Annotated in this window: 12 protein-coding genes; 8 read left to right on the top strand and 4 right to left on the bottom strand. The window is 68.6% G+C overall.

Annotated features, from left to right (window positions below; all coding sequences use genetic code 11):
* Window positions 1–34: 34 nt before the first annotated feature.
* The 4 genes from PVT71_RS25935 to ugpC all read right to left on the bottom strand — a co-directional run bounded on the left by PVT71_RS25935 (window position 35) and on the right by ugpC (window position 4,291).
* The gene (locus tag PVT71_RS25935) at window positions 35–874 is read right to left on the bottom strand and encodes a carbohydrate ABC transporter permease (protein ID WP_353476093.1); all 840 of its coding nucleotides are present in this window, start codon (window positions 872–874) and stop codon (window positions 35–37) included.
* Window positions 874–1,788, bottom strand: a complete 915-nt coding sequence (locus PVT71_RS25930) for a sugar ABC transporter permease (protein WP_353476092.1) — start codon at window positions 1,786–1,788, stop codon at window positions 874–876. Before PVT71_RS25930 ends, PVT71_RS25935 begins: the two co-directional genes overlap by 1 nt.
* Window positions 1,789–1,876: 88 nt before the next feature.
* Window positions 1,877–3,172: an extracellular solute-binding protein gene (locus tag PVT71_RS25925; protein ID WP_353476091.1), complete on the bottom strand. Its 1,296-nt coding sequence runs from the start codon at window positions 3,170–3,172 to the stop codon at window positions 1,877–1,879.
* Window positions 3,173–3,220: 48 nt separating this feature from the next.
* On the bottom strand, window positions 3,221–4,291 hold the full coding sequence (gene ugpC, locus PVT71_RS25920) for a sn-glycerol-3-phosphate ABC transporter ATP-binding protein UgpC (RefSeq protein ID WP_353476090.1): 1,071 nt from the start codon (window positions 4,289–4,291) through the stop codon (window positions 3,221–3,223).
* Between the two features lie 309 nt (window positions 4,292–4,600).
* On the opposite strand from ugpC, the gene PVT71_RS25915 reads away from it, so the two are divergent.
* The 8 genes from PVT71_RS25915 (at window position 4,601) to PVT71_RS25880 (ending at window position 12,466) form a co-directional block, all read left to right on the top strand.
* A complete protein-coding gene (locus PVT71_RS25915) occupies window positions 4,601–5,383 on the top strand; it encodes an SDR family oxidoreductase (protein ID WP_353476089.1) in 783 nt (260 codons plus the stop codon).
* Window positions 5,383–6,513 carry a pyridoxal phosphate-dependent aminotransferase gene (locus PVT71_RS25910; RefSeq protein WP_353476088.1) on the top strand — a complete coding sequence of 377 codons (1,131 nt, stop codon included), beginning with the start codon at window positions 5,383–5,385 and terminating at the stop codon, window positions 6,511–6,513. Before PVT71_RS25915 ends, PVT71_RS25910 begins: the two co-directional genes overlap by 1 nt.
* Before the next feature lie 10 nt (window positions 6,514–6,523).
* Complete coding sequence (locus PVT71_RS25905; RefSeq protein WP_353476087.1) at window positions 6,524–7,402, top strand: alpha/beta hydrolase; 879 nt, start codon at window positions 6,524–6,526, stop codon at window positions 7,400–7,402.
* A 12-nt stretch (window positions 7,403–7,414) separates the two neighbouring features.
* Complete coding sequence (locus PVT71_RS25900) at window positions 7,415–8,686, top strand: M20 family metallo-hydrolase (RefSeq protein WP_353476086.1); 1,272 nt, start codon at window positions 7,415–7,417, stop codon at window positions 8,684–8,686.
* A complete protein-coding gene (locus PVT71_RS25895; RefSeq protein WP_353476085.1) occupies window positions 8,683–9,609 on the top strand; it encodes a cupin domain-containing protein in 927 nt (308 codons plus the stop codon). Before PVT71_RS25900 ends, PVT71_RS25895 begins: the two co-directional genes overlap by 4 nt.
* On the top strand, window positions 9,609–10,550 hold the full coding sequence (locus tag PVT71_RS25890) for a nucleoside hydrolase (RefSeq protein ID WP_353476084.1): 942 nt from the start codon (window positions 9,609–9,611) through the stop codon (window positions 10,548–10,550). Before PVT71_RS25895 ends, PVT71_RS25890 begins: the two co-directional genes overlap by 1 nt.
* 38 nt (window positions 10,551–10,588) lie before the next feature.
* Entirely contained in the window at window positions 10,589–11,386 is a 798-nt protein-coding gene (locus PVT71_RS25885) for an ABC transporter ATP-binding protein (RefSeq protein ID WP_353476083.1), read from the top strand.
* 63 nt (window positions 11,387–11,449) lie between these two features.
* The gene (locus PVT71_RS25880) at window positions 11,450–12,466 is read left to right on the top strand and encodes an ABC transporter substrate-binding protein (RefSeq protein ID WP_353476082.1); all 1,017 of its coding nucleotides are present in this window, start codon (window positions 11,450–11,452) and stop codon (window positions 12,464–12,466) included.

The following is a 12,466-nucleotide window of genomic DNA, read 5'->3' as shown; positions in this document are numbered from 1 at the left end:
GGTCGGAGGTCCTCTGGGTGTGTGGAGTCGGGCGTCAGCCCTTGATGCCGCTCATCGCCATGCCCTGCGTGAAGTACTTCTGCAGCAGCAGGAAAAGCAGGATGAGCGGCAGCGTTGCGACGGTGGCGCCGGCGAAGGTCTCGCCCCAGTTCGGCAGCTGCGTGGGCGAGCCCTGCTGCGCGATGGCCACCTGGATGAGCTGGATGTCGGGGCTCTGCGCGATGACCAGCGGCCACAGGAAGCTGTTCCAGGAAAACAGGAAGGTCACGAGGCCCAGCGTCAGCAGCGGCACCTTCACGTTGGGCAGGATCACCGAGACGAAGATGCGGACGTGCCCGGCCCCGTCGATCCGCGCCGCGTCCTCGAGATCGCGCGGCAGTTCCTCGAAGGCCTGCTTGAGCAGGAAGAGCCCGAAGGGCGAGGCGATCCAGGGGATCATCACTCCGAGCAGCGTGTTGTTCAGCCCCAGCCCCGAGACCACCTGGAAGAGCGGCACGAGCATCGCCTCGACCGGCAGCAGGAAGGTCAGCAGGATCACCACGAAGACCGCCTTGGCGCCGCGGAAGCGGATGCGGGTCAGCGCGTAGGCGGCCATCGCGCACAGCACGAGGGTCAGCGCCACCTGCCCCGCCGAGACGATCGCCGTGTTCAGCAGCGCGCGCAGGATGTTGGTGCGCTCGAAGAGCGTGCGGTAGTTCTCGAGCACCGGCTCGAGCGGCAGGAAGGTGCGCCAGCTGATCGGGGTGACATCGGCGAAGATGCCGAGCTGCGGCTTGAACGAGTTCGACACGATCCACAGGAAGGGCGCGAAGAAGCAGGCGAGGATCAGCAGCAGGACGAGGCTGAGGGCAAGCGGTTTGCGCAGGGCGGTCATCAGTAGTTCCACTTCGCTCGGAGAAGCCACATCTGCAGCAGCGAGATGCCGAGAACGATCAGCAGCAGCACCACCGACAGCGCCGAGGCATAGCCCGCGTTCTGCATCACGAAGGCCATCTTGTAGATGTGGTAGACGATGAGGTTGGTGCTGTCCTGCGGGCCGCCGTCGGTCATCAGGAAGGCCGGGGCGAAGGCCTGCAGAGAGAAGACAGTCATGATCACCACGACAAAGAGCGTGGTGCGCGACAGCAGCGGCACGGTGATGTTCCACAGCACCTGCCAGCGCGTCGCGCCGTCGATCCGCGCCGCCTCGGCCAGCTCCTTCGGCACGCCCTGCAGGCCGCCGAGGAAGAGGATCGCGGCAAAGCCGACCTGCTGCCAGGCGGTCATCACCGAGATCATGATCAGCGCCTGGTTCGGCGAGGTCAGGAAAGGCTGGCGCGGCAGGCCGAGCAGCGACATGACCCCGTTGATCAGCCCGTTCGACGGGTCGAGCAGGAAGTTCCACATGGTCGCCACGACGACCGCCGAGGTCACCACGGGCAGCATGATGATGGTGCGCACGACGCCGCGCGCGGGCAGGCTCGAATTGAGGAAGAGCGCGAGGACGAAGCCCAGCGGGATGACGATCAGCACCACGACGAGGGCAAAGAGGAAGGTCGCCGCAAGGCTCTCGCGCGCGTCGTCGAAGTGGATCATGTCCTCGAAGTTCAGCAGCCCGACGAACTTGGCCGCGCCGGGGTTGAGCAGCGAGTAGTCCATGAAGGCGTTCTTCGCCATCATCGCCAGCGGCAGGTACTGGAAGATCAGCAGGAGCAGCAGGAAGGGCGCGAGAAAGGCGAAGGCCGTGCGCGTGTCGCGGCGCTGGCGCGCGGTGCGGTCGGGGCGACGGTCCAGGCTGGGGGCCGTCATCTGTCGGTCTATCGCGGTCATGCCGGCTCCGGAATTCGGGGAAAGGGCCGGGCACCGTCACGGTGCCCGGCAGTCAGGGAGGATCTGGTCAGCGGCGCATCGCCCGGGCGACCTCGCGCTCGGCGTTCTGCATCGCCTCCTCGGGGTCACCCCCGAAGGCCACCGAGCGGATCGCGTCGGTCACGACGCGGTCGTACTGGGCGAAGTAGGGGCTCGGCGGACGCGGCTGGCCCCAGTGCTCGAGCTGGTCGACGAAGACCTTCATCGGGTAGTCCTGGTACACCGGGAAGCGGTCGAAGAGCGACTTCAGGGTCGGCAGGTTGCCGCGCTGGCTGACGTTCATGTAGGCCAGCTCGCCCCAGCTCATGTCGACCGCGAACTGCGCCGCGATCTCGGGGTTCTTCGAGCGCGCGGTCACGCCGATGGTGGTCGATCCTGTGTGCACCACCGGGGTCTTGAAGTAGGGGATCGGGGTGATGCCCCAGTCGATCACCGGATCCTTCAGCAGCGCCGAGCCGGCCGCCGGGGTGTCGATGTAGAAGCAGGCCTTGCCGTCGAAGAAGGCGTTGGGGATGCCGACCTTGGGGGCCACGGCCTCCTCGTTGAAGAGCGCGCGGTAGAAGGTCAGCGCCTCGATCGCCTCGGGCGTGTCGAGATAGCCCTCGACCGTCGAGCCGTCCGGCGCCATCGCCCAGAAGGTCTTGTAGGCCGAGCTCTCGGGATCCGCCTCGGGATCGCCGTTCGAGCGCTGGTAGATCAGGTCCTGGTAGACGAGGCCGGGCTGGCCGTTGCCGAAGCGGGTCGGCCCGAGACCCCAGACGGTCGGTGCCCCCGGATCGCCCTGCTGGCAGGCCTTGAACGCCGCGAGCGCCTCGGGCCAGGTCCAGGCCTCGTCGAGCGTCTGCGGCGGGGTGATGCCGGCGGCGTCGGTCAGGCTCTTGTTGTAGTACATCGCGACGGTGGTCTGCTCGATGCCCGGCGAGTAGACCTCGCCCTCGTAGCTGTGCTCGGCCCGGGTCGCGGGCAGGATGTCGTCGGCCCAGCCTTCAGGCAGGTAGTCGGTGACCGGCAGCAGGATCCCCGCCTTGGCATAGGACTGGGTGTTGGGCCCGTCGTAGACCAGGATGTCGGGCGGATCATCCGATGCGGCCTGCACGGCGATCGTGTCGCCGAGCTGGGCAAAGGGCACCTCGTTCACCTCGAAGGAGACGCAGGGGTGCTCCTTCTGCCAGGCTTCCATGGCGGCGGGATAGGGGTAGTTGCCGGGCGTGCGCAGGATGCGCAGGGTGACCGGCTCGGCGGTGCAGGCCGCGTCCTGCGCAAGCGCCGGGACGGCGCTCAGCGCGGTGCCGCCGGCCAGGACGGCAAGGAATAGGCGTTTCATGTCAAGCTCTCCTGTCGGGGATGGGGATGGCCTTGCAGCTCTTGTTGGTCAGACGGCGCGGCCCGAATCCGCGTCGAATAGGGAAATCCGGTCGGGGCTGAGCCCGAGGTGCACCTGCTGGCCCGGGCGCGGCGCCTCGGCGGGCTCGAGCAGCGCGGTGCAGGGCAGGCCGGCATGGGTGAAATGCACGAGCGAGGTCGCACCCAGCAGCTCGACCATCTCCGCCCGCGCGTGGATGAGCGCGGTCTCGGGCGCGGCGAGACGGAAGGCCTCGGGGCGGATGCCGACGTCGACCCGCCGCCCCTCGAGCGGCGCGGCGCGCTCGGCGCCGAGGGCAAGCAGGCTGCCCGCGCCAAGATCGAGCATCCCCTGCGCCACCTTGCCCGCGAGGATGTTCATCTGCGGCGAGCCGAGGAAGCCGGCGACGAAACGGGTGGCGGGGCGGTCGTAAAGTTCCTGCGGGCTGCCCTGCTGCTCGATCCGGCCGTCCTTCAGAACCACGACGCGATCGGCGAGGGTCATCGCCTCGACCTGGTCGTGGGTGACATAGACGGTGGTGGCCGAGAGCCGGTCGTGCAGGCGGCGAATCTCGGTGCGCATCTGGCCGCGCAGCTGCGCGTCGAGGTTCGACAGCGGCTCGTCGAAGAGGAAGACGCCCGGTTCGCGCACGATGGCGCGGCCCATGGCGACGCGCTGGCGCTGCCCGCCCGAAAGCGCCTTGGGGTGGCGGTCGAGGTAGCCCGAAAGCCCCAGCGTCTCGGCGGCGGACTCGACCCGCCGCCGGATCTCGGCCTTGGGCACCTTCGCCAGCCGCAGCCCGAAGCTCATGTTCTGCGCCACGGTCATGTGCGGGTAGAGCGCGTAGTTCTGGAAGACCATGGCGATGTCGCGCTCTCGCGGCTCCAGCCCGTCGACCCGGCGCGCACCGATCCAGATCTCGCCCGCGGTCGGCTCCTCGAGCCCGGCGATCATCCGCAGCGTGGTGGACTTGCCGCAGCCCGAGGGTCCGACGAGGACCAGGAACTCTCCGTCCGCCACCTCGAGATCGAGCCCGTCGATGGTGTTGGCATGAGCGCCTTCATACGTCTTGCCGAGTCCGGCGAGTCTGACCTGAGCCATCTGTATCCTTTCCGTCCGGGTACCGCCCGGGCTGGCAGGGCGACTCAAACCCCAGGTCAAAGTATCCGTAAAGCGCAAAACGGTATGCAGAGAGATAAATTCTGGACGGAATTCGCCTAATGCCGGATTTTTAAGCGGATTGCGGGAGAGGCTGCATTCCCGTGAGGCACTTCACGACGCTTTTCCCGGCGATCCATAAAAATATGAAGTTTGCTCTGGATTTTTCGGAGCGGGTGAAATTGACCTATGGACAGGATGAAAGTGTTGTGTATGCAGATAGCGAAACTTTGCATACACTAGGAGACCACGATGAAACTCGACCTGTCCGGCAAGACTGCCCTGATCACGGGTGCCTCGAAGGGGATCGGCTACAGCTGCGCCCTGACTCTGGCCGAGGAGGGCTGCAACCTCCATCTCGCCGCACGCAACGGCGAGGCCCTTGCCGCGCTCAAGGCCGAGATCGAGGCCAAGTACGACGTGTCGGTGACCATCCATCCCGCCGACCTCGGCTCGGCCGAGGCGATGACCGCGCTCGACGAGGCCGCGGGCGACTACGACATCCTGATCAACAACGCCGGCGACATCCCGGCCGGCTCGATCACCGACGTCACCGACGAGGCGCTGCGCCGCGGTTTCGAGCTGAAGGTCTTCGGCTACATCACCCTGTCGCGGCTGTTCTGGCAGAAGCGCAAGGGCAAGGCCGACAGCGTGATCATCAACGTCATCGGCAACTCGGGCGAGAACTGGGATGCGGCCTATTTCGCCGGCTCCACCGGCAACGCCTCGCTGATGTCCTTCACCAAGGCGCTCGGCGGCCGCTCGCTCGACGAGGGCATCCGCGTCGTCGGCGTGAACCCCGGCCCGGTCGACACCGACCGCATGCTCAAGATCATGAAGCGCAAGGCGATCGACATGCTCGGCGACGAGAGCCGCTGGGAAGAGCTCTACGACAAGTACCCCGGCAAGCGCCCGGCCACCGCGCAGGAAGTGGCCGATCTCTGCGCCTTCCTCGCCTCGCCCAAGGCCGGCTACATCTCGGGCACGGTGGTCACCATCGACGGCGGGATCGCCGCGCGCGGCTCGGTGATCTGATGAGCAGCCTCGCCGTCCGCAACCGCTACTTCGACGACCTGTTCAACACGCCGGACCTGGCGTGGATGGGGCAGAACACCAACCACATCCCGGCGCATCCCGCGGTGACCGCGGCGATGGTCGACTCGATCACCCGGGGCGAGTTCAACGCCTACGCGCCGCCGCTCGGCTTCGAGGACCTGCGCGCCGCCATCGTCGAGGACTTCGGGGTGCCGGGGCTCGAGGCGCTGGTGACCGAGGGCGGCGTCAACGCGCTGTCGCTGGTCTGCCGCGCCCGCGCCAAGCCCGGGACCACGCTGGTCACCACCGATCCGACCTGGAAATGGCCCTGCCTCTTCGCCGCCCAGCAGGGCGCCGAGATCGTGCAGACGCCGATCTACGGGCCCGAGACCAACTACAAGCTGACGCCGGACATGCTGCGCGCCCATATCGACGAGCGCTGCGCCATCGTCTACGTGGTCGACCCGAACAACCCGCTCGGCGTCACCTACACCGCCGCGGAAATCGCCGAGTTCGCGGCGATCGCGAAGGAAAACGGCGCGCTGCTGGTGCATGACTGCACCTATCGCGACTTCGCCGACGCGCATACGCCGGCGGTCTCGGTGGATACAGAGAACTGCATCTGCACCTTCAGCTTCTCGAAGTGGCTCGGCCTTGCCGGGATGCGGATCGGCGGCATCCTCGCCCGCCCCGAGCTCATCGCGGAATTCGCCGGGGCCTCGACGTCGGTGCTTGGCGGCTCGGTGGTGGCGCAGCGCGGCGCGCTGGCCGGGCTCCGGGTCAAGGCCGAGTGGATGGCCGAGGTGCGCCGCGTCGACCAGGCCAACAAGGTCCGGATCAAGGAGGCCGCGGAGGCGCTCGGCATGTCGGTTCCGGTCTGGCCCTCGCACGGCAACTTCCTGGTGATCGAGATCGACGGCTGCGGCACCACGCCCGAGGCGATCGTCGAGGCCGCGCGGCTCGACGGGGTGATGATCCGCCAGGGCGCCTACCACACCGAAACCTTCGGCAGCCGCTTCATCAAGGTCTCGACCACCGTGCCCGAGGCCTGGGCGGAGAAGCTTGCATCGAAACTCGCGGACTACGTCGAGACGGCCAAGGGCCTGTCGGACGTGCCCGCCCTGTTCTGAGGGGGCTCCCATGTACGCCACCGCCAAGGACGGCACGAAACTCTACTACGAGACCGCGGGAGAGGCCGGAACGCCGATCCTCTTCATCCACGAGTTCGGCGGCAACTACGACGCGTGGGAGCCGCAGATGAGCGCCTTCGCGCGGCGCCACCGCTGCATCACCTACGCGGCGCGCGGCTATGCGCCGTCGGACATCCCGGCCGATGTCGGGAAATATTCCCAGGCCATCGCGGTCGATGACGCGGTGGCGGTGCTCGACCACCTCGGCATCGAGAAGGCGCATATCGTCGGCCTGTCGATGGGCGGCTTCGCCACCGTGCACTTCGGCCTCAGCTATCCCGGGCGGGCGCTGTCGCTGACCGTGGCGGGGGCGGGCTATGGCTGCGAGAAGGAGACAGAGGAGTATTTCCGCGGCGTCTCGCTCACCGTGGCCGAGAAGTTCGAGGCCGATCCGGCCGGATTTGCCGAGATCTACGGCCGCGGCGCCAGCCGCGTGCAGTTCGAGAACAAGGACCCGCGCGAGCACCTGAAGTTCGTCACCCGGCTTGCCCGGCATGACAGCGTGGGGGCCGCCAACACCATGCGCGGCGTGCAGGCGCGGCGTCCCTCGTTCTGGGATCTCGAGGACGGGCTCAAAGCCTGCGTCCTGCCGACGCTGATCATGGTCGGGGACGAGGACGATCACTGCCTGCAGCCGGGCATCTTCCTCAAGAAGACCATGCCCGCCTCGGGACTGCTGGTCCTGCCCAAGACCGGCCACACGCTGAACCTCGAGGAGCCGGGGCTGTTCAACAGCCACCTCGCCGAGTTCCTCGCCATGGTCGAGGCCGGGGCCTGGGGCCGCCGCGACGCGCGGGCCGACCCCGGCCAGGTGATGCGGACGGACTGAGCGATGCGCCCGATGGACCTCTCCCAGCCTTCCCTTCCCCGGATCGACGGGGCGCGGCTCTGGTCGCGGCTCATGTCGATGGCCGAGATCGGCGCCCGCGCCGACGGCGGCGTCGACCGGCAGGCCCTCTCCGCCGAGGACCGTGCCGCCATGGCGCGGCTGATCGGCTGGGGCGAGGCCATCGGGCTTTCGCCGAGTTTCGACACGGCGGGAAACCTCTTCCTGACCCTGCCCGGCACGTCCGGGGGCGCGCCGGTGCTGATCGGCTCGCATCTCGACAGCCAGCCGACCGGCGGGCGCTTCGACGGTGTCTTCGGCGTGCTCGCCGCCTTCGAGGTGCTCGAGACGCTGCATGACAGGGGCATCGTCCCGCCCCGCCCGATCACCCTCGTCGCCTGGATGAACGAGGAGGGCGGCCGTTTCGCGCCCGGCATGATGGGATCCGAGGTGTTCTCGGGCCATCGCAGCCTCGCGCAGGTCGGCGCGGTCACCGACGCCGCCGGGGTGAGCGTCGCCTCCGAACTCGAGCGCCTCGCCGAGGCCTTCCCCGGGGTGCCGCGCATCGCGCCGGGCTTCCCGCTGCACGCCTACATCGAGCCGCACATCGAACAGGCCGACCACCTCGAGCGCGAGGCGCTGGTCATCGGCGCGGTCACCGGCATCCAGGGCAAGAAGACCTACGAGGTCACCCTCTCGGGCCGCGAGGCCCATGCCGGGACCGAGCCCATGGAGCGCCGGGCCGACGCGGTGCAGGCCTTTGCCCGCGTCGCGCTGGCCATGCAGGAGGCCGCGCTTCAAGCCGGGCCCGACATCCGCTTCACCATCGGCCGGGTCGAGGTGCTGCCGAACGCGCCCTCGGTCGTGCCCGCGACGGTGCGCTTCCGCATCGACCTGCGCCACCCCCGGAACGACGTGCTGGACCGGACCGGCCTCGCGCTCGAGGCGGCCGCGCGCGCCGTGGCGGCGCCCTGCGCCGTCGAGGTGCGGTCCATGGTCGACGCCCCGGCCAACACCTTCTCGCCCGCGCTGCGCCGCGCGATCCTCGGCAGCGCCGCCGCGCGCGGCCTGCCGGCCACAGACCTGCTTTCCGCCGCCGGGCACGACGCCCGGCACATGGCCCCGCTCGCGCCCTCGGCGATGATCTTCATCCCCTGCCGCGGCGGGCTCAGCCATCACCCCGAGGAATGGGCCGAACCGGCGCACGTGGCCGCCGGGGCCCAGGTGCTGCTCGACACCTGCCTGCACGCCGCCTCCGCCACCCGAGACAAAGGAGATCTCTCATGACGATCAACGATATGGCCGAAATGCCGGTGCAACTGCCGCGCGCGCCGAAGAACGAGGCCGAGGCCCGCGGGCGCTACTTCAACTCGGGCAACGCCTTCAACATCAAGCTGCCGCCGGTGCCGCCGCGGATCCTGCGCGACGAGCCGGCGAAGGCGATGGCCAAGGACGCGACCGGCTGGGTGCTCTGCGACCTTTCCGCCGAGCTCGGCTGCCCCTTCCCCGCCACCACCCCGCTCATGCTGGCGCGCTACGCGACCGTGCTGGCGGGCGCGAGCCTCGACACCACGCTCACCTGCACCGCCTCGATCTGGTACGTGATCGAGGGGAGCGCCACGCTGACCGTCGGCGCCGAGACCGCGACGCTCGGCAAGGGTGACGTCTTCCTGCTGCCGGGCGGGGTGGAGAGCCGGATCGAGGCGACCGAGACCGCCGTGTTCTGGGCCGTCGGGAACGATCCGCAGCTGGCCTTCGAGAAGGCCGCGCCGATCACCGGCGCCGAGGCCGCGACCGGGCTCGTGCATTTCCCCGCCGCCGAGATCGAGCACCAGCTCGACACCGTCTACCAGCGGGGCGCCAATGCCACGACCTCGGGCCACGCGCTGATCTTCTCCGCCGCGCAGACCGAGGCGAGCCGCAACATCGCCCCGACGCTAACCCTGTCGCTCAACACGCTGAAGCCGCACAGCTTCCAGCCGCCGCACAAGCACAACTCGGCGGCCCTGACGCTCGCCGTCGCCGGGGATCCGGCCTACTCGATGGTCGATGACCGGAAATGCGACTGGAGCCCCTGGGCGACGCTGCTGACCCCGCCGGCCGCCAAGCACAGCCACCACAACGACGGCGACAGCCGCGCCGAGTTCCTGATCGTGCAGGACGGCGGCTTCTACTACCACGCCCGCACCATGGGGTTCGAGTTCTACTGATGCGCCTCATCATCGACACCGATACCGCGGGGGACGACACCTTCTCGCTGCTGCTGGCGATGAAGACGCCGGGCGTGACACTCGAGGCCGTGACGATCTGCAACGGGAATGTCGATTTCGACCAGCAGGCCGAGAACGCGCTCGCGACCATCGAGGCCGCGGGCAAGTCCGGCGAGGTGCCGGTCTATCTCGGCGCGCGGCGGCCGCTGCTGGCCGACTGGGAGCCGGCGCAGATGCACGGGGCGGACGGGATGAGCGGCGCGGACCTGCCGCGCGCCCGCCAGCGCCCCGAGGAGATGCACGCGGTGGATGCGCTGATCGAGCGGATCATGGCGGCGCCGGGCGAGATCGAGATGATCGCGCAGGCGCCGCTGACCAACCTCGCGCTCGCGGTCACCCGCGAGCCGCGCATCGCCAAGGCGCTCAAGCACCTGTGGATCATGGGCGGCACCGACAACTCGGTCGGCAACGTCACCCCCTGCGCCGAGTTCAACTTCTACATCGACCCCGAGGCGGCGGCGATCGTCTTCCGCGCCGGGTTCGAGATCACGCTCTCGACCTGGACGCTGACCCTGGGCTCGTCGGTCTTCGACGCGGCGCAGCTGGCCCGGCTCGACGCGCACGCGACCCCGCTGACCGAGTTCTACCGCAAGGTCTCGGCCACGCCGCGCAAGGTCGCCGAGCAGCGCTACGGCAAGGTGATCTGCACCCACCCCGACACGCTGACCTGCGCCTGCGCGATCGACCCGTCGATCATCACCGCCGCGCGCCGGGCGGTGGTGCGGATCGAGACCGGCGGAACGATCACCCGCGGCCATTCCGCCATCCACCCGGCGAGGCTCGGTTCGCGCTGGCCGGAGTACATCGAGAACGCGCGCATCATCGAGAGCGCCGACAACGACGCCTTCTTCCGCATGCTCGAAAGGGCCCTGACCACATGAACATGCCAATGACCCACCCCAGCACGACGGAGCCCGCCATGACCCCTGCCGAAGAGCCGATCCTCGACCTGCGCAGGCTTTCGAAGACCTTCGGCGAGGTGCAGGCGCTCAACGGCGTGGATCTCGCGGTCCAGCCCGGAGAGTTCGTCACGGTGGTCGGTCCCTCGGGCTGCGGCAAGTCCACGCTGTTCAACATCGTCGCCGGGCTCGAGGAGCCCGACGCGGGCTCGGTGCTGCGTTTCGAGGGCCAGTCGGTGCATGCGCGCCAGCTGCTCGGGCAGGTGTCCTTCATGCCGCAGCGCGACCTGCTGCTGGCCTGGCGCAACGTGATCGACAACGCCATCCTGCCGCTGGAGATCGAGGGCGCGAACCGGGCCGAGGCGCGCGCCGAGGCGCAGCGGATGTTGCCCGAGTTCGGCCTTGCCGGCTTTGCCGACAAGTACCCGCACGAGCTGTCGGGCGGCATGCGCCAGCGCGTCGCGCTGATGCGCACCTTCATGTTCAAGCGCGACCTGATGCTGCTAGACGAGCCTTTCGGCGCGCTCGACGCGCTGACCCGCACCATGATGCAGCGCTGGCTGCTCGACGTCTGGCAGAAGCACCGGCGCACCGTGCTCTTCATCACCCATGACGTCGACGAGGCGATCTTCCTTGGCGACAAGGTGCTGGTGATGACCGCCCGGCCCGGCGCGATCAAGCTGTCGCGCAAGGTCGACCTGCCGCGCCCGCGCGGCGCCGACCTCGTCACCTCCCCCGAGTTCATCTCCCTCAAGCGCGAGCTGCTCGACGCGATCGAGGAAGAGAGCATGAAGACCTTCGGCCCCGCCTCCCACTGAACCCCGGGGTCAAAGCCACCAAGCCCGGGCCAACCGGGTCCACCCCCAACATGGAGTACTGCGATGAAAAGACGTTCCTTCCTCTCCACGCTCGGTCTGGCCGCCTCGGCCGCGATGCTTGCCGCGCCCGCCGTGCACGCGGCCGATCTCGAGCCCGTCTCGCTGCGCCTCAAGTGGCTGCCGCAGGCCCAGTTCGTCGGCTTCTACATTGCCAAGGCAAAGGGCTACTACGCGGACGAGGGCCTTGACCTCACGATCAACCCGGGCGGGCCGAACCTGCTGACCGAGAACCTCGTGGCGACCGGCGCCGACACCTTCGGCCTGTCGGGCGGCACGGACTCGGTGTTCGCCGCCATCGAGAAGGGCCTGCCGATCACCTGCATCGGCATCTCGCACCAGGAGACCCCCTTCGTCTTCGTCTCCAAGGCCGACGGCCCGGTGCAGGAGATCGCGGACTTCAAGGACGCGGCGATCACCACCTGGTTCACCGGCGCCAACTACGTGCTCTTCGGCATGCTGGCCGCCAATGGCATCGACCGCACGGACATGAACATCCAGCCGCAGCAGGTCTCGGTCACACCCTTCGTCGACGGCCAGGTCGACGTGGTCACCGCCACCCGCTACAACGAGTATTACACGCTGATGCAGCGCGTCGGCGAGGAGAACCTCAAGCGCTTCGTGCCCGAGGATTTCGGCGTCTCCTTCCCGCGTGACACGCTGATCGTCGGCAACGACTTCGCGGCGGCGCATCCCGACCTCGTGCAGGGCTTCGTGCGCGCCTCGGTCAAGGGCTGGCTCGACGCCTTCGCCGACAAGCAGGCCGCGATCGACCTGATCCTGAAGGAGGCGCCGACGCTCGAGCGCCCGCACCAGGAGTTCATGCTCGACGAGGTCGAGAAGATCATGCTGGCCGGGGCCGCCGCCGAGAAGGGCCTCTTCACCATCGACATGGACGCGGTGGCGAGCGCGCACAAGATCCTCGTGGATTACGAGGTGCTTGGCGGCCCGATCGACCTCGAGAGCGCCTTCGACAGCCAGTTCGTCGACGCGATCCCCGCGGCCGAGCGCCTGCCGGAATGA

Origin of the sequence: Salipiger sp. H15, assembly GCF_040409955.1 — a bacterium.
In the GTDB taxonomy this organism is placed as follows: domain Bacteria; phylum Pseudomonadota; class Alphaproteobacteria; order Rhodobacterales; family Rhodobacteraceae; genus Salipiger.
The sequence above is the reverse complement of the archived record's forward strand: the minus strand, read 5'-3'. Positions and strand labels throughout refer to the sequence as shown.